Source organism: Sinomonas terrae, from assembly GCF_022539255.1.
GTDB classification, from domain to species: Bacteria; Actinomycetota; Actinomycetes; order Actinomycetales; family Micrococcaceae; genus Sinomonas; species Sinomonas terrae.
This window is the reverse complement of record NZ_JAKZBV010000001.1, coordinates 833,623-850,570: the sequence shown is the minus strand read 5'-3', so window position 1 is coordinate 850,570 and position 16,948 is coordinate 833,623. Positions and strand designations below refer to the sequence as shown.

The window sequence follows — 16,948 nt, the reverse complement described above, 5'->3', positions numbered from 1 at the left end:
GGAGTGACCCCAGTAGCTAGGGTTGGCTTCATGAGTGTTGAGGTCCCGCCCATCGCCCGCAAGGTCCCTTCCCAGCGCGAGCGTCACGGTGACGTGTTCGTCGACCCCTATGAATGGCTGCGCGACAAGGAGAACCCGGACGTCGTCGCCCATCTCGAGGCTGAGAACGCGTACACCGAGAGCGTCACGGCGGACCAGCAGCCCTTGCGGGACGCGATCTTCGACGAGATCAAGCGCCGCACCCAGGAGACCGACCTCTCCGTGCCGAGCAGGCTCGACGAGTGGTGGTACTACTCGCGCACCGTCGAGGGAAGGCAGTACCCGGTGTACTGCCGCGTGGCGGCGAGCGAAGACGGCGGCGAGCTCGAAGCCTGGACGCCGCCCGCCGTCGTCGCCGGCGTCCCCCTCGACGGCGAGCAGGTCCTTCTGGACGGCAACGCCGAGGCCGAGGGGCACCCCTTCTTCGCCCTCGGCGGCGCGGCGCTCACACGCGACGGGCATCTCTATGCGTACGCCGTGGACAACTCGGGCGATGAGACGTTCACGCTGAGGATCAAGGACCTGCGGACGGGCGAGCACCTCCCCGAAACGATCGAGCGGGTCTTCTATGGCCTCGAATTCTCGCCCGACGGACGCCGGCTCTTCTACGTCGTCGCGGACGAATCGTGGAGGCCCTTCCAGATCCGCGTCCACACGCTGGGCACACCAGCCGAGCAGGACGAGGTCCTGTACGAGGAGGACGACGTCACGCAGTGGACGTCGATCGACCTCTCGTCCGATCGCCGCTGGCTCCTCGTGAGCATCGGGAACTCGGAGTACAGCGAGACTCGCTACCTCGACCTCGCTGATCCGGCAGCCACGCTCACGGTCCTCGTCCCCCGGAGCGAGCGGATCCTCCACAGCGCAGAGATCTTCGAGCACGACGGCGCGGTCTACGCCCTGCTCGTGCACAACGGGCAGGGCAGGGCCTCCAAGAACACAGCCTTCAACAACATGGTCTCGCTCGCGCCCCTCGAGGAGTTCGCGAAGCCGTTCGCCGAGCAGGAGTGGCGCACCGTCGTCGAGCACGACGACGCCGTGAAGATCGAGGGCGCGGACGTGACCTCGACCCATCTCCTCCTCTCCCTGAGGCGCGACACCATCGAAACCGTCCGCTTCGCAACGCTCGACGATGTCTTCGCCCACGTCGAGGGATCGCGCGAAGGCGGGCAGGCGCCGTCGTTCGCGGAGCCTGCCTTCGGCGAGGAGCTGTACACTGCCGGGGCAAGCGCCTCGGACTACCGCGCGCCGCTCGTGCGGGTGCGGTACACCTCGTTTTTCACCCCTCCGCGAATCTACGACTACGTCCTCGCGACCGGGGAGTTGCTCCTGCGGAAGGTGACCCCGGTGCTCGGGGGCTACGACCCCAGCGACTATGTGGCCGAGCGCGCGTGGGCAACGGCCGACGACGGCACCCAGGTCCCGCTGTCGGTCCTGCGGCGTGCGTCGGTCCGCCCTGGCGGGACGAACCCCGCGCTCGTCTACGGCTACGGCTCCTACGAGGTCAGCATGGATCCGGCTTTCGGGATCGCGCGGCTGAGCCTGCTCGACCGCGGGATCGTCTTCGTGATCGCCCACATCCGCGGCGGCGGCGAACTCGGACGCCGGTGGTACGAGGACGGCAAGAAGCTGCGCAAGAAGAACACCTTCGGCGACTTCGTCGCGGCCACCGACTGGGTCGTCTCCTCGGGCTGGGCGGACCCGGCGCGGATCGGCTGCATGGGCGGGTCCGCGGGCGGGCTGCTGATCGGCGCCGTGCTCAACCTCGCTCCCGAGAAGTTTGCGGTAGCCGTTGCGGAGGTGCCGTTCGTCGACGCCCTCACGACCATCCTCGACCCCGAGCTGCCCCTCTCGGCCCTGGAGTGGGAGGAATGGGGCAACCCCATCGAGGATCCGGAGGTGTACGCGTATATGAAGTCGTACACGCCGTATGAGAACGTGCGTCCGGCCGCCTACCCCCGAGTCGCGGCAGTGACCTCTTTCAACGACACCCGCGTGCTGTACGTCGAGCCCGCGAAGTGGGTCCAAGCGCTCCGGGATGCCTCGACCAGCGGGCAGCCGATCGTGCTCAAGACGGAGATGGTCGCAGGCCACGGTGGGGCCTCGGGCCGATATGAGGAGTGGAAGGACCGGGCGTGGGACTACGCGTTCATTGCGGACGCGCTCGGTGCGCGGGAGCCGATCGCGTAGGCATCAGCGCGATGCGCTCACCGAGGGCGGCGTGGCGCCCTCCCGCGCAAGCAGCCCGTCGGCCACGATCTCGAGCATCGCAACCAAAGCGTCGGGCGACATCTCGCTGGTGTCCGCCACTGCGGCGACGCCACCCACCAGCCGGCTGATCTGCAGGGGCTCGACCCCGGGACGCAGTGCCGGCCCTAGGCCCTCGATGATCCGCCCATTGGCTCCGAGGTACCTCTGGCACTTGGCAGCGAACGGCGAGCCGGGATCGCCCAACGCGGCGGTGATCCGCGCTGCCGCCCCCTTGTGCTCAGTGAGCATGGCCGCAAAATCAGTCAGCCACGCCATGAGGCGTTCCCGGGACGGCGCGTCGAGCGAGAGGGCCCGTTCGACGGCGCCGTTCACGCGCTCAGCCCATGCCTCGAGGACCGCGTCGTAGAGGTCCTCCTTGGTCGGGAAATGGCGGTAGAGCGTCCCCGCGCCGACTCCGGCCGCCTTTGCGACCTCGTCCATCGAGACGGCGTCGTAGCCCTTCGCACGGAAGATGTCGCGAGCGACTTCGACGATTCGATCGCGGTTGCGGCGGGCGTCAGCACGCACAGAAACCACTACTCCCTCTCGGACGGTTGCCAAACGGAGAGACTCTCCGTATAGTTCTAATCGGAGCTTCTCTCCACTTAGTGTACTCCGAATAGGACATCCCCTCATGTCATCCGTCACTGCCACACGTACACCCAATTCGGTCACATCATCCCGCCGCGGCGGCAACACCGGCCTCTGGCTGGTCATGCTCGCCCAGCTCATGCTCGTCCTGGACGCCACTGTCGTGAACGTCGCCCTCCCCCACATCGCCACCGATCTCCACTTCTCCCGTTCCGACCTCAGCTGGGTCCTCAACGGCTACGCAGTCGCCTTCGGGGGCCTCCTGCTCCTCGGCGGAAGGATCGGCGACGTGGTCGGCCGGCGTCGCACGTTCCTCATCGGCGTCGCCGCTTTCACCGCCTTCTCACTCCTTGGCGGCCTGGCCACCTCGCCCACCCTCCTTGTCGTCGCGAGGGCCTTCCAAGGTCTCGGCGCCGCCTTCGCCGCCCCCAGCGTGCTCGCGCTCATCACGACGAACGCTCCGGATGAGGGCTCGCGCAACCGCGCGCTCGCCCTCTTCTCGGCGATCGCTTCGATGGGCGGCGCCATCGGGCTCATCCTCGGTGGCGTGCTCACCGACACGGCCAATTGGCGATGGACCCTCTTCATCAACGTGCCGATCGGCCTTCTCGTGCTCGTCGCAGTGCCACGCCTCGTCGGCGAGACCCCGCGCAGACCCGGTCGCTTCGACGTCGTCGGTGCGGTCGCCGCAACTGGAGGCGCCGTCGCGATCGTCTGGGCCCTCATCCAGGCGCCGGACTACGGCTGGTTCAGCACGCGCACCATAGGGAGCCTCGCGATCGGCGCAGCCCTCATCGCCCTCCTCGCCTTCACCGAACGCCGCGTGGCCCACCCCCTGCTCCGGCCGCAGCTCCTGCGCAGCCCGAGCCGCGTCGGCGCGCTGGCCGCGATGGCGGCCACCTACGGCGGCATGCTCGCGATGTTCTTCCTCATGGTCCAGTACCTCGAGGACCAGCTGCACTTCACGCCGCTCGTGACCGGGCTCGCGTTCCTGCCGATGCCCCTGAGCATCTTCGCGATGTCGCGGATCATCCCCCGACTCGTCGAGAGGGTGGGCGCCGCCCGCCTTGTCATCGTCGGCGCGGCCCTGCGGGTCATCGCCTTCCTGCCGCTCACGCAGCTCAACCCGCAGACCAACTTCGCGCTGGTCGCGGCGGCCCTTGTGGCCACGGGCATCTCGGCGGGCATGACCTTCATGCCGCTCACGACCCTCGCACTGCGCAACGTCGAACCCGAGCACGCCGGGGCCGCGTCCGGGCTCTTCCAGACGATGCAGCAGCTCGGGGGCGCCGTCGGGCTCGCAATCGTCGCCTCGACTTTCGCGGCGTTCGCCGTGCCGGGCGACTTCACGATCGGCGGCCGCGCAGGGTTCTGGGCGGCCACCATCCTCTCCGCCCTTGCGCTGGCCGCCGTCATGGGACCCGCGATGAGGCGGCAGCGGGAGGCCTGAGGGCAGAGGGAAGTCTGAGGGCCGTGCAGCAGCCCGGTGGAGCACAGCTTCGCCGGGCTGCTGCCTTTCTGTGTGTCTTGACACATCCTCGCGCATGGGATTACCTAATGAACATTCGGTAAAAAATTGCGAGGTACTCCTATGAGCGACGCTGCTCCTGCCAAGACCCATCTGAACCCCGGTGCGCTGGGCGATCGGGAAGGACTGGCCGATCGGGAAGGACCGGCCCACCGGGAAGAACTGGCCGATCCGGAGGCAGTAGCCCACCCGATCCTTACCGACGACTACGCAACCCAATGGATGGGCCTGAAAGTGCTCGCCCTCGGCGATGGCAGCGCGACCGTTGCCGCCACGCTTCGGCGCGAGATGCTCAACGGATTCGGGATCGCCCACGGCGGGATGATCTTCGCCATCGCCGATTCCGCCTTCGCTCTTGCCTGCAACCCCCACACCCCGGATGAAGACCAAGCCGGAACGATCACGGTCGCGGCCGGCGTCGACGTCAACTTCCTCGCTCCGGCCCACGTCGGCGAGCGCATCACCGCAGTCGCGGCCCGCCGCGCCCAAGCAGGCCGAAGCGGGCTCTACGACGTCCAGGTCTTCGCCTCGCCCCAGCTCCCGGCATCGTCCGGGGACCCGGCGTCGCCTGGCGACCCAGCGCCGTCTGGCGACCCAGCGCCGTCTGGCGACCCAGCGTCACCCGAGGACCCGTCGTCGTTCGGCGCACCCGGGCGCCTCATCGCCGAATTCCGCGGCCGCTCGCGCACGATCCCCCAGCGCTGACAGCCCAAGCCCACTCGACCCCTGCCGCCCATCGCCCACCCCCTGGCCACTACGGAGAGAGAAACCGTGACCCAGACCGCCGCCCCCGAGTCCCCCCGCACCTCAGCCTCCGGTCCCGCGATCCTCGATGCCGAGGAGACGATGTCCCGGGACCAGATCGAGGCCCTCCAGCTCACGCGCCTCCAGGAGACGCTGGCCTACGCGTACAGCCGTGTGCCGCTCTACCAGCGCAAGTTCGATGAAGCTGGGGTCCACCCGAGCGACCTCACCGAGCTCGGGGATCTCGCGAAGTTCCCCTTCACCACGAAGGAGGACCTGCGCCAGGAGTATCCGTTCGGCATGTTCGCCGTCCCGATGGACCAGGTCGCCCGCATCCACGCCAGCTCGGGCACCACGGGCCGGCCGACCGTCGTCGGCTACACCAAGCAGGACCTCGACAACTGGGCCACCCTCGTGGCCCGCTGCCTCCGCGCCTCGGGGGTGCGGCCCGGGATGAAGGTGCACAACGCCTACGGCTACGGGCTCTTCACCGGCGGACTCGGCGCGCACGGCGGGGCCGAGAAGCTTGGCGCCACTGTCATCCCGATGTCCGGGGGCCAGACCGAGAAGCAGATCCAGCTCATCGGCGACTTCGCCCCCGACGCGATCCTGTGCACGCCGACCTACCTGTTGACCATCGGCGACGCGATGATCCACAAGGGCCTCGATCCCCGCGCCACCTCGCTCAAGTACGCGGTGCTCGGGGCGGAGCCGTGGACGCAGGAGATGCGGCACGAGCTCGAGGAGATGTTCGGCATCAAGGCGTGCGACATCTACGGCCTCTCCGAGGTCATGGGGCCGGGTGTCGCCGGCGAGTCGGTCGAGACCCAGGACGGGAGCCACATCTGGGAGGACCACTTCCGCCCCGAGATCGTCGACCCGTTCGACCTGACGCAGACCAAGGCCGACGGCGAGACGGGCGAACTCGTCTTCACGTCCCTGACGAAGCAGGCCCTGCCGATCATCCGCTACCGGACGAAGGACCTCACCACGCTCCAGCCCGGCAGCACCCGCCCGGGCCACCGCCGCATGGGGCGCATCTCCGGCCGCAGCGACGACATGATCATCCTGCGCGGCGTGAACCTGTTCCCGTCCCAGATCGAGGAGATCGCCCTGCGGATCCCGGAGCTGAGCCCGCACTTCCAGCTCGAGATCACGCGCCCGCACCGGATGGACGAGCTCACCGTCAAGATCGAGCCCCGCGAGGGCACGACGCCGGAGCAGCGCGCCTCCGCTGCCGTCTCACTTCGCCAGCAGATCAAGATCCACATCGGCTCCTCGTGCCGCATCGACGTCGTCGAACCCGGCTCGCTCGAGCGCTCCAACGGCAAGCTGCGCCGCATCTACGACCTGCGCAACCGGGCATAGACTCGAACCCATGCCTTCCGCCGCTGCAACAAAGCCCCCAGGCCCCGAGGCCTCAGGATCCGCGCCCTCCGGGCGGAGGGGGCGCCCGGGCTATGACCAGCAGTCAGTGCTGAACGTCGCCGTCGAAGTGTTCAACCGGCACGGCTACGACGCGACGTCGATGGGCATCCTCGCGGAGAACCTCGGCATCTCGAAGTCGGCCATCTACCACCACGTTCCGTCGAAGGAAGACCTGCTCGCGCTCGCCCTCGAGCAGGCTCTCGGCGGCCTCGAGTCGGTGTGGGAGGCGCCCGAGACCAAGGAGGGCAGCGCGGAGCACCGGCTCGAGTTCGTGGTCCGCTCAACGGTGCGGGTCCTCACCGAGAGGCTGCCGTTCGTCACGCTCCTGCTCCGCCTCCGCGGCAACACGGAGACCGAGCGGCGCGCGCTCGAGCGGCGGCGGGGCTTCGACCGGAAGGTCGCCGAGCTCATCGAGGAAGCGCGCGAGGAGGGAACCGTGCGGAGGGACATCGATCCACGCACGGTCTCGCGCCTCCTGTTCGGCACCATCAACTCGATCGTCGAGTGGTACCGTCCGGGCGGAGCGCTCACGTCGGAGAAGCTCGCGGACGACGTGGTCGCCGTGCTTTTCAACGGCCTCCGGGCCAGCTCATGAATTCTTGTTGAACTGATTCAGAACTCGGGCATCACAGCCTTTTCACAGGTCTAGGGTCTTTGCGGGGACCCTCTCCATTAGACCTGAAGGACCATTCCAGATGCCGAAGTTCAGCATGCGCACCGCCGCTGTGACGAGCGCGCTGGCGCTCGCCGCCGCGTCGGGCGGAGCCATCGCAGCGGCCCTGCCCGCGCAGGCGGCCACAACCAACACCACGACCACCCCGATCAAGCACGTTGTCGTCATCTTCGGCGAGAACGTCTCGTTCGACCACTACTTCGCGACCTACCCGAACGCCGCCAACACGGCAGGCGAGACGATCCAGGGATCCGGCGCCCCGGCGTCGTCGTTCACGGCCGCGCCCAACACGCCGAAGAAGATCAACACGCTCGCGGGCGCGAACCTGCTCGCCCCGAACAACCCCAACTCGGTGCAGCCGATGCGCCTCACGCCGAGCCAGGCCGTGACCTGCGATCAGGACCACGCGTACACGCCCGAGCAGAAGGCCTACAACGGCGGCCTGCTCAACAAGTTCGTCCAGTACACGAGCACCGACTCTTGCTCCGCCCCCCAGTACGGCACGGCCGGCCTCACGATGGGCTACTACGACGGCAACACCGTCACGGGCATGTGGAACTACGCGCAGCACTTCGCCATGAGCGACAACAGCTACGACGACGAGTTCGGCCCTTCGACCCCCGGGGCGCTCAACCTCGTCTCGGGCCAGACGCACGGCGTCACGAGCATCGACGCGCTCACGGGCAAGCAGACCTCGGCCCCGGACTCGTACACGGTGAAGTCCCCGAACGCTCAGGGCGTCGGAACGGTCACGGGAGATCCCGACCCGGCCTACGACGACTGCTCGGACAACAGCCGCAACGGCTCGCCCAACGCGCTCGCTTCGATGCAGGGCAAGAACGTGGGCGACATGCTCAACGCGAAGGGCGTCTCGTGGGGCTGGTTCCAGGGCGGCTTCGCCACCCAGGGCACCAAGACGATCAGCGGCACCTCGTACGCGCAGTGCTCCGTGACGCACACGAACGTGGCCGGCACGTCCTCGCGGGACTACAGCCCGCACCACAATCCGTTCCAGTACTACGCGTCGACTGCCAACCCGCATCACCTCGCACCGGCCTCCGACGCTGAGATCGGCCACAACGGCCAGGCGAACCACCAGTACGACACGACGGACTTCGACAAGGTCGTCAACACGGACAACATGCCGGCCGTCTCGTTCCTCAAGGCGCCGGAGTACCAGGACGGCCACGCGTCGTACTCCGATCCGATCGACGAGCAGCAGTTCGTGGTGAACGAGATCAACGCGATCCAGAAGTCCAAGAACTGGGATTCGACCGCGATCGTCCTCGCGTACGACGACTCCGACGGCTGGTACGACCACGCCTCAACGCCGGTCACCAACGCCTCGAACGACCCTGCGAACGACGCCGCGTGGTGCCAGAACGCCGCGAAGTCCGGGACGCCGACGCTCGGCGGCTACCAGGACCGCTGCGGCCCCGGCCAGCGCCTTCCGATGCTCGTGATCTCGCCCTACGCGAAGAGCAACTTCGTTGACCACACGCAGACCCAGCAGTCCTCCATTCTTCGATTCATCGAGGACAACTGGAGCCTCGGTCGACTCGGCGACGGCTCGTTCGACCAGCTCGCCGGCTCGCTCGGGAACATGTTCAACTTCAACGCCGAGCCTCGCCGCGACGGCCTGATCCTCAACCCGGCCAACGGGCAGGTCGTGCAGGCCGCGTACTGCTCTGGGAACAGCGGGCAGCACCTTGGCCAGGGTGGATCCTGCAGCTAGCCACATCGACTTGGGCCCCCGTCGCTACCTTGGGAAGCGACGGGGGCCCATATGTTTCAAATTGGCATCGATGGTTTGCTTCGACTTTGATTCCCTGTGAGCACCTGCCTACACTCAAAAACGTGACCTGCATCTCAACGGCGCGATGCAGGTTTTATTCTGTCCGGCTCGATGAGGAGACGGACGGAAGCAAAGGGAAAGAGAACTGGTTAGAGAAGAGGGCCGCCTCCCCCGGCAATCCGGGGAAGGCGGCCCTCTCGCTATCCGGCGTCCGCTAGGAGGCCGTGTGCGCGGCCCGCGCCTTGCCGACAAGGCGGACGACGGCGTCGTGCAGCGGGTGCCCCGGTTCCAGCCCCGAGAGCTCCTCGGCGACGTCCGCGTCACTCGCGTCGCCGGCGAGGACGGCTTGGAGGCGCTGCGCCTCGTCGTCGTCCGCAGCGTCGAAGCGGAGAGCCGCACTCATTGCCTCGAGCAGGCCGTCGGCGGGAAGTCCCCGTTCCGCGAGCTCCGCCGCGGGTCCAACGAACCGCTCGTGACGGCTCAGCTTGCGAAGCGGCGCGCGGCCCACGCGATCCACGGTGTCCGGGAGTTCGGCGTTCGCGAAACGGCCGAGGATCTTGCGGATGTACGCCTCCTGCTCCTCGGGTGCGAAGCCGTACTTCGCAACGAGAAGCGACTTCGTCTCGTCGAGCACCGCCTCGACCTTCGCGCGGATGGCGGGATCGGCGATCGCGTCCGCGATCTTCTCCTTGCCAGCCGCCCGGCCGAAGTACGCGGCCGAGGCGTGCCCGGTGTTGACCGTGAAGAGCTTGCGCTCGATGTATGGCCCGAGCGAGTCCACCCACGTGACACCTGGAATTTCGGGGAGTTCCCCGCCGAACGGTCCGCGCTCGATGGCCCATTCGAAGTACGGCTCGACGCGGACGTCGAGGCCTCCCCCGGGAGCCTGGGCCGGGACGATCCGGTCCACCGCGGTATTGGCGAAGAGTGCCTTGCCATCAATGTCCGCGTCCGAGAGCCCTTCGGCCTGGGCCGCCGCGCGGACCCCCTCCTCGAGGAGGTCCGTCGCGTTGATCGCGTTCTCGCACGCCATGACCGCGAGCCGAGGTGCGTCCGCGGGCCGCGCCGCGATGCCCCGGGCGATCGTGGGGGCCACGAACTTGAGGATGTTCGGACCCACCGCGGTCGTCACGATGTCGGCGCGGGCGATCCGCTCGACGAGCTCGGCCTCGGCCGTGCCCGAGTTGACGGCGGTGTAGCGGTCGACCACGTGGTCGCGGCCGCCCTCCCCCACCTCGTGCACGGTGTACGACGGGGTGGCCTTGAGAGCGTCGATGAGCGGCGCCGCGACGTCCGCGAAGACGAGATCGTAGCCTGCCTCATGGAGCAGGAGGCCTACGAAGCCGCGGCCGATGTTCCCTGCGCCGAAGTGGACGGCCGACTTCATGCATTCACCTTTCCGAAGATGTCGAGCACCTCGTTGACGGTCTCTGCCTTCTCCAGACGGGCCACCTGCTCGCGGTCACCGAAGACCTTCGCGATCTTCGCGAGGATCCCGAGGTGCTCCTTGTCCTTGCCGGCGATGCCGACGACGAAGGTCACCGGCTTGCCCTGCCAGTCGATCGGCTGGTCGTAGCGGACGAACGTCACTGCCGAGGACGCGATGTGGCCCTTGGCCTCGTTCGTGCCGTGCGGGATGGCGAGGCCGTTGCCCATGAACGTCGAGACCGAGCGCTCGCGCTCGTGCATCGAGGCGACGTACTCGTCGTCGACCGCGCCCGCCTCCTTGAGCAGGCGACCTGCCTCCTCAATGGCCCCGGCCATGTCCACGCTCGCGCCCGCGAGGACGATCGATTCCGGCCGAAGGACCTGCTGGGACTCGGCATGGACGTGAGGAACGGGAACGTGCGACGACGCCGCCTCGGCTTCGGAGGCCGGCTCCGTCTTCCCAGCGACTCCCTCGAACGGGAAAGGCTCGTTCGCGGACAGCTCGTCCAGCAGCGCGACGATCTCGTCGTACTTCGGGCTGCCCATGAAGTTGTCGACCGTCACCATCTGAGCGCTCGGGGTCTTCTGCTCCGCCCGGAGCGCGAGGTCCTGATGGACCACCACCATGTCGTAGGTGTCAGTGAGGTTCGCGATCGACTGGTTTGTGACCTTGACGTCCTTGTGCCCCGCAGCCTTGATCTTGTTCCGCAGGACCGAGGCGCCCATCGCGCTCGAGCCCATGCCGGCGTCGCACGCGAAGACGATGTTCTTGATCTGCGTCGCGGTGGCGACCCCACCGCCAGCGGCACCAGCGGCACTGCCGGCGAGCAGAGTGGAGGCCATCGACTTGCGGCCCTTCATGCCCTCCATGCTCGCGGTGGCGGCCGCGAGGTCGCCTTCCTCCCTGTTCCTGGACGCCCTCAGGATGATCGAGGCGATCGCAAACGAGACTGCACACGCGAGAATCACCGAGAGGACGACGCCGAAGTAGCTGTCGCGCGCCGTCTGGGCCAGCACCGCGATGATCGAGCCTGGCGCTGCAGGCGCGACGAGACCCGCGTGGGTGACGACGAGCGTTGCGATGCCCGTCATGCCGCCGCCGATCGTGGCGAGGATGAGGAGCGGGCGCATGAGGATGTAGGGGAAGTAGATCTCGTGGATGCCGCCGATGAACTGGATCAGCGCGGCGCCCGGAGCGGAGGCCTTCGCTGCACCCTTGCCGAAGAACATGTAGGCAAGCAGGACGCCGAGGCCCGGACCGGGGTTCGCCTCGAGCAGGAACAGGATCGACTTGCCCTGGGCGGCGGACTGCTGGATGCCGAGCGGCGTGAGGATGCCGTGGTTGACGGCGTTGTTGAGGAACAGGACCTTCGCCGGCTCGATGAAGATGGACGTGAGCGGGAGGATCCCGTTGCTGACCATGAACTGCACCGCGGTGCCCGCGGCGGCACTGAAGGTCGTGACGACCGGGTCAATGGCGAAGAAGCCGAAGAGCGCGAGGATTGCGCCCCAGATGCCTGCCGAGAAGTTGTTGACGAGCATCTCGAAGCCAGGGCGGATCTTCCCGTCCCAGATCGAGTCGATCTTCTTCATGGTCCAGCCGCCCAGAGGACCCATGATCATCGCGCCGATGAACATCGGGATGTCCGTGCCGACGACGACGCCCATCGTGGCGATCGCGCCAACCACGCCGCCGCGGACGTCGTAGACCATCTTTCCGCCCGTGTAGCCGATGAGCAGCGGGAGGAGGTACGTGATCATCGGGCTGACGAGGCCCGTCCACGTCTGGTGAGTGGCCGGATTCGTGCCGAAGCCGCCCAGCTGGCCAACCGGAAGCCAGCCCGTCTGAATGAAGAGTGCCGTGATGAGGCCCCAGGCAATGAAGGCCCCGATGTTCGGCATGATCATGCCGGAGAGGAAGGCGCCGAATTTCTGCACCCCGGCCCGCGCGGCGTGGCCCCGAGAGGGCGCTGCGGTGGTCGACATGGTTCCCTGCTTTCGTTTCAGGAGGCAGCCTGCGGGCCGCCGGAAGTAGTGGGAGGTTGGCCGTCCCCGCGGTCCCTGCCGTTCTCCGGAGCGTTGGAGAGGCGGTGGAGCCATTCGAGGAAGAGCCGCATCTCGGTCCCGGAGAGCTGCTCCGGGTGCGAGGACTCTAGCGTCGCGTTGAGGGCGATCGCAGCCGCGACATAGGACGGCTGGCCCCCAGAAATCGCTCCCCGCTCGGGCTCGTCGACAAACGACGGGTCCGAGACGACGGAGCGGAGGACGGCGTCACGCGTCTGCGCGGAGAGCGGCAGGATCGCGATATCGCCACCCGTAAGAGGTTCGTCTTGCTCATCCGCCAACAGCATGAGGGTGACCCCGATGTTGGCGGCCAGGACGGCCCGCGCCGCCTGAGCGGGCGGAACGGCGAGTTGCCCCGCGCCTGCCGCACGCGCCAGTTCCCGTTCGAGGAGGTGCTCTGCCTCCTCGACGAGGACTGGGCGCTTGCCAGGCCCCGCGTTGCCGAACATGAGGGTGTACAGCTGGCCGTGGGACAGCCCGAAGTGGACGTGGATGTCCCACAGTCGTTGCACATCGAGGATCGGACTCGCCGAACGCTCGATCGTTCCCTCACGTTGGACGAACTCCTCGAAGCCTCTGGCCACGACGGCTTCCATGAGCCCATCCTTGTCGCCGAAGTGGTGGTACAGCGTGGGTGCTGTCACCCCGGCGAGATCCGTGATTTGGCGGGTAGACACCGGCTTGCCGCTCGATGCTGCAAGCAGTTCCATGGCGGCTGAGATCAACCGCTCACGAGGAGAAGCCTTGGCGGGCTCTCCGTCTTGGGCGTCGCCGGCGACGCCCACCTCCGTGTCACGCATGGCCGCTAGCGTAACCGATATAGCAACGCTATACAAGAGACGAGAGTGAACTGCATCACAGAACAAAGTCTTGTGGTGAGGATCACGAAACCCGCTTGTATAGCAACGCTATAGGGACTAACGTAACGCTGAGCTAAACCGCCGAGGGCCGCGAGCCCGGACCGAGAGGATCCCAATGAGCCAGCAGTTTCACGGTGTTGGTGTGACGCCGGGGCGTGTGGTGGGGCCGGTGCGGCAGATGCCGGCCCCGGTGCGGGAGCCTTCGGCGGGGGCCCCGGCGGGGGTGTCCGCGGAGGCCGAGGCCGAGCGGATCCGGGCCGCGTCCAAGGCGGTCCAGGCCTCGCTGAAGGCCAGGGCCGGGGCGGCCTCGGGGGACGCGAAGGCCGTGCTGGAGGCCACCGCGCTGATGGCCGCGGACCCGATGCTGGTCAAGGGCGCCGTGAAGCTGCTGGGCCCGGACGCGGCCGGCGGGCCCCGCTCCGCCGAGCGGGCGGTGTGGGAGTCCGGGGCCGCGGTCGCGGAGAAGCTGAAGTCCCTGGGCGGGTACATGGCCGAGCGCGCCGCGGACGTCCTGGACGTCCGGGCCCGGATCGTCGCCGAGCTCACCGGCGCCCCCGCCCCGGGGATCCCGGACTCCCCGGCCCCGTTCGTCCTGGCCGCCGAGGACCTGGCCCCGGCCGACGCCGCGACCCTGGACCCGGCCAAGGTCCTGGCCCTCGTCACCTCCGGGGGCGGGCCCCAGTCCCACACCGCGATCCTGGCCCGGGCCCTGGGCCTGCCCGCCGTCGTCGCCGCCCCCGGCGTCCAGGCCATCCCGGACGGGACGCTGGTCTACGTCGACGCCGCCGCCGGGCAGGTCGTGCCCGGCCCCGGGGAGCCCGAGCGGGCCGCCGCCGCGGCCTGGGCCGCCCGGGCCTCGGCCCTGGCCTCCTTCGACGGGCACGGGCGCCTGGCCGACGGGCACCCCGTGCCCCTGCTGGCCAACGTCGCCACCGGCCCCGACGCCGCCAGGGCCGCCGCCGCCGGCGCCGAGGGGGTCGGGCTGCTGCGCACCGAGTTCGCCTTCCTCGACCGCGACACCGAGCCCACCCACGCCGAGCAGGTCGCCGCCTACGGGGCCGTGTTCGCCCACTTCGCCTCCAAGAAGGTCGTCATCCGCACCCTCGACGCCGGCGCCGACAAGCCCCTGCCCTTCCTGACCAACACCGACGAGCCCAACCCCGCCCTCGGGGTCCGCGGCTACCGCACCGACGCCGCCTCCCCCGGGGTCCTGGCCCGCCAGCTCGCCGCCATCGCCGACGCCGCCGCCGCCCACGAGGCCGACGTGTGGGTCATGGCCCCCATGGTCTCCACCCCCGAGGAGGCCGCCGCGTTCACCGCCCTGGCCCACGCCGCCGGCCTCCCGGTCGCCGGGGTCATGGTCGAGGTCCCCTCCGCGGCCCTGACCGCCGGCCACGTCCTGGCCCACGCCGACTTCGCCTCCCTGGGCACCAACGACCTCACCCAGTACGCCATGGCCGCCGACCGCATGCTCGGCCCCCTCGCAGCCCTGAACGACCCCTGGCAGCCCGCCGTCCTGCACCTGGTCAAGGCCACCACCGACGGCGCCGCCGCCGCAGCCGCCGCCACCGGCACCCCCAAGCCCGTCGGAGTCTGCGGCGAGTCCGCCGCCGACCCCGCCCTCGCCGTCGTCCTGGCCGGCCTCGGCGTCACCACCCTGTCCATGACCCCCCGCGCCATCCCCGCCGTCGCCCACGTCCTGGCCACCACCACCCTCCCCCAGGCCCAGCACCTCGCCGCCCTCGCCCTCGCCGCCCCCACCGCCGACGCCGCCCGCACCGCCGTCCGCACCCACCTCCCCGCCCTGGCCGACCTCGGCCTCTGACCCACACCCAGAAGGAGAAGGAAGAAACCCATGGCAGAACGCACCGCCACCATCGGCTCCCGCGTCGGACTCCACGCCCGCCCCGCCGCGATCTTCGCCGAAGCCGCCGCCAACACCGGCATCGAGGTCACCATCGCCAAAGAAGGCGACCCCGAAGACGAGGCCCTCGACGCCTCCAGCATCCTCTCCCTCATGTCCCTCGGCGCCGAATACGGCCAGAAAGTCACCCTCCGCGCCGACGGCCCCGGCGCCGACACCGCCCTCGACCAACTCGTCACCGTCCTCGAAACCGACCACGACGCCCAATAACCACCCCCCACCCACCCCCACCCCCAACCCCTACAACCACCCCACAACGCTCGCGCCGTCACCTCCGCAGGGTCCACACCCCGCAGACCTGACGGCGCGAGCGTCAAAGGGCCAGCTCAACTCACGGGCCAGATAAACGCCACGGCAATCCCCCACATGAGCCAACCCTGTGATGGACTGGGCGGAGTCACCATCGCCAGAGTTGCCCAGCGCAAGGAGTGAGCGTTGCAAGGAGCGAATGCGTCCCGGTCCCTCGTCTACATCGCGTGCGCGACGGCTGGCACCGTCGATGCCTTCGAGCTCGACCCGGAGTCGGGCGCCCTCGAACGGATCGGCCGGACCGAGGGCCTATCGCACGCCTCATCGATGGCGCTGGATCCCGAGAGCCGGACGCTCTATGCGGCGTGCAACATCGACCGGCCCTCGCCTGAGGTGCCGCCGCGCGTCGTCGCCCTCTCGCTTGACGCCGCCTCTGGGGAAGCCTCCGTAGGCGGGACACGCGAATTGCCGGTCACGACGTGCTACGTCTCCCTCACCCCGGACCGGCGCGAACTCTTCGGCGCGTCGTACCACGAGGGGCGGCTCATCAGGTTCCCGGTCCCGGGGGCCGAGGAGAACGGTGTCAGCACGTACGCATCGGGGGCGAATACGCACTGTGCGGTCGTGAGCCCGGATGGCCGCTACGTGTACGCGGCATCGCTTGGCGATGACCGTGTGAGCTGGTTCGCCGTCGATGGCCGGGCCGAGCGCGCAGTGCACGACGGCGCGATCGCACCAAGCGGGCACGTCGCCGTCGAGCACGGTTCCGGCCCGCGGCACCTGCGGTTCAGCTCCGACGGCGAACGCGTGTATGTGCTCCACGAACTCTCGGGGGACGTGTCCGTCTTCGAACGCGATCCGGACAACGGGCATCTGGCGCTGCTCCAGGTGGTCTCCGCCGTCGACGGCCTCGATCTCTCACGCGGCGCGGTCCGCTCCCCCAGCACTCAAGACCCCGGGCAGAGCGTGATCTGGTGCGCGGATCTGCGGCTCACGCCGGACGGTCGCTTCCTGTTCGCCACCGAGCGGTCGACGAGCACCGTCTCAGCCTTCGCCGTCCGCGGCGGCGGCCTCATCGAATTCCTCGGCCGCACGCCCACCGAAGCCCAACCCCGCGGCACGGCCATCGACCCCTCGGGGCGGTTCCTGCTCGTCTGCGGCGAACGGTCGGACCACGTGACGGCCTACCGGATCGGCGACGACGGCTCGCTCACCCTTCGGTCCCGGGCGCGCACCTCGGGAGGCCCTCTCTGGATCGAGTGCTGGGCGCCTGCCTGACGCGCCCTCGTTCGTGACGCCGTCTTCCACGTAAGACCCCCTCGCCCGCATAAGAGGCCCTCGCCCGCACGAGAGGCCCTCGCCCGCACCTGTGCGC

13 protein-coding genes are annotated in these 16,948 nt (G+C 68.8%); 9 read left to right on the top strand and 4 right to left on the bottom strand.

The genetic code is table 11. The features are described 5' to 3' along the window. The first annotated feature begins 30 nt into the window (after positions 1-30). Positions 31-2,229, top strand: a complete 2,199-nt coding sequence (locus tag L0M17_RS03920) for a S9 family peptidase (RefSeq protein WP_241051428.1) — start codon at positions 31-33, stop codon at positions 2,227-2,229. A 3-nt stretch (positions 2,230-2,232) separates the two neighbouring features. Here L0M17_RS03920 and L0M17_RS03915 read toward each other — a convergent pair whose 3' ends face one another. After that, on the bottom strand, positions 2,233-2,826 hold the full coding sequence (locus tag L0M17_RS03915) for a TetR/AcrR family transcriptional regulator (protein ID WP_241051427.1): 594 nt from the start codon (positions 2,824-2,826) through the stop codon (positions 2,233-2,235). Positions 2,827-2,923: 97 nt separating this feature from the next. Between L0M17_RS03915 and L0M17_RS03910 the strand changes: the two genes are divergently transcribed. From L0M17_RS03910 to L0M17_RS03890, 5 genes are all read left to right on the top strand, one after another. Continuing rightward, a complete protein-coding gene (locus tag L0M17_RS03910; RefSeq protein WP_241051426.1) occupies positions 2,924-4,330 on the top strand; it encodes an MFS transporter in 1,407 nt (468 codons plus the stop codon). A gap of 141 nt (positions 4,331-4,471) precedes the next feature. Continuing rightward, the gene (locus L0M17_RS03905) at positions 4,472-5,113 is read left to right on the top strand and encodes a hotdog fold thioesterase (protein ID WP_241051425.1); all 642 of its coding nucleotides are present in this window, start codon (positions 4,472-4,474) and stop codon (positions 5,111-5,113) included. Between the two features lie 141 nt (positions 5,114-5,254). Beyond that, on the top strand, positions 5,255-6,520 hold the full coding sequence (gene paaK, locus L0M17_RS03900; protein ID WP_255732462.1) for a phenylacetate--CoA ligase PaaK: 1,266 nt from the start codon (positions 5,255-5,257) through the stop codon (positions 6,518-6,520). Positions 6,521-6,530: 10 nt separating this feature from the next. Beyond that, positions 6,531-7,175, top strand: a complete 645-nt coding sequence (locus L0M17_RS03895) for a TetR/AcrR family transcriptional regulator (protein WP_241051423.1) — start codon at positions 6,531-6,533, stop codon at positions 7,173-7,175. Between the two features lie 100 nt (positions 7,176-7,275). Further along, positions 7,276-8,988: a phospholipase C gene (locus L0M17_RS03890; RefSeq protein ID WP_241051422.1), complete on the top strand. Its 1,713-nt coding sequence runs from the start codon at positions 7,276-7,278 to the stop codon at positions 8,986-8,988. A 274-nt stretch (positions 8,989-9,262) separates the two neighbouring features. Here the strand turns inward: L0M17_RS03890 and L0M17_RS03885 are convergent, their stop codons facing one another. The 3 genes from L0M17_RS03885 to L0M17_RS03875 are packed head-to-tail and all read right to left on the bottom strand — an operon-like array spanning position 9,263 to position 13,340. Continuing rightward, positions 9,263-10,435: a mannitol-1-phosphate 5-dehydrogenase gene (locus L0M17_RS03885; protein ID WP_241051421.1), complete on the bottom strand. Its 1,173-nt coding sequence runs from the start codon at positions 10,433-10,435 to the stop codon at positions 9,263-9,265. Then, positions 10,432-12,462, bottom strand: coding sequence for a PTS mannitol transporter subunit IICBA (locus L0M17_RS03880; protein WP_241051419.1), 2,031 nt, complete (start codon positions 12,460-12,462; stop codon positions 10,432-10,434). The genes L0M17_RS03885 and L0M17_RS03880 overlap by 4 nt, the downstream gene beginning before the upstream one ends. A 17-nt stretch (positions 12,463-12,479) precedes the next feature. Then, a complete protein-coding gene (locus tag L0M17_RS03875; RefSeq protein WP_255731716.1) occupies positions 12,480-13,340 on the bottom strand; it encodes a TetR/AcrR family transcriptional regulator in 861 nt (286 codons plus the stop codon). A gap of 175 nt (positions 13,341-13,515) precedes the next feature. Between L0M17_RS03875 and L0M17_RS03870 the strand changes: the two genes are divergently transcribed. From L0M17_RS03870 to L0M17_RS03860, 3 genes are all read left to right on the top strand, one after another. After that, on the top strand, positions 13,516-15,225 hold the full coding sequence (locus L0M17_RS03870) for a putative PEP-binding protein (RefSeq protein WP_241051410.1): 1,710 nt from the start codon (positions 13,516-13,518) through the stop codon (positions 15,223-15,225). Between the two features lie 30 nt (positions 15,226-15,255). Continuing rightward, the gene (locus L0M17_RS03865) at positions 15,256-15,534 is read left to right on the top strand and encodes an HPr family phosphocarrier protein (protein WP_241051408.1); all 279 of its coding nucleotides are present in this window, start codon (positions 15,256-15,258) and stop codon (positions 15,532-15,534) included. A gap of 225 nt (positions 15,535-15,759) precedes the next feature. Then, complete coding sequence (locus L0M17_RS03860; RefSeq protein WP_241051406.1) at positions 15,760-16,851, top strand: lactonase family protein; 1,092 nt, start codon at positions 15,760-15,762, stop codon at positions 16,849-16,851. Positions 16,852-16,948 lie beyond the last annotated feature (97 nt).

Coding starts and splice junctions, on each gene's coding strand:
- L0M17_RS03920 (WP_241051428.1), top strand. CDS start 31: ATGAGTGTTGAGGTCCCGCCCATCGCCCGCAAGGTCCCTTCCCAGCGC.
- L0M17_RS03910 (WP_241051426.1), top strand. CDS start 2,924: ATGTCATCCGTCACTGCCACACGTACACCCAATTCGGTCACATCATCC.
- L0M17_RS03905 (WP_241051425.1), top strand. CDS start 4,472: ATGAGCGACGCTGCTCCTGCCAAGACCCATCTGAACCCCGGTGCGCTG.
- paaK (WP_255732462.1), top strand. CDS start 5,255: ATGTCCCGGGACCAGATCGAGGCCCTCCAGCTCACGCGCCTCCAGGAG.
- L0M17_RS03895 (WP_241051423.1), top strand. CDS start 6,531: ATGCCTTCCGCCGCTGCAACAAAGCCCCCAGGCCCCGAGGCCTCAGGA.
- L0M17_RS03890 (WP_241051422.1), top strand. CDS start 7,276: ATGCCGAAGTTCAGCATGCGCACCGCCGCTGTGACGAGCGCGCTGGCG.
- L0M17_RS03885 (WP_241051421.1), bottom strand. CDS start 10,435: ATGAAGTCGGCCGTCCACTTCGGCGCAGGGAACATCGGCCGCGGCTTC.
- L0M17_RS03880 (WP_241051419.1), bottom strand. CDS start 12,462: ATGTCGACCACCGCAGCGCCCTCTCGGGGCCACGCCGCGCGGGCCGGG.
- L0M17_RS03875 (WP_255731716.1), bottom strand. CDS start 13,340: ATGCGTGACACGGAGGTGGGCGTCGCCGGCGACGCCCAAGACGGAGAG.
- L0M17_RS03870 (WP_241051410.1), top strand. CDS start 13,516: ATGAGCCAGCAGTTTCACGGTGTTGGTGTGACGCCGGGGCGTGTGGTG.
- L0M17_RS03865 (WP_241051408.1), top strand. CDS start 15,256: ATGGCAGAACGCACCGCCACCATCGGCTCCCGCGTCGGACTCCACGCC.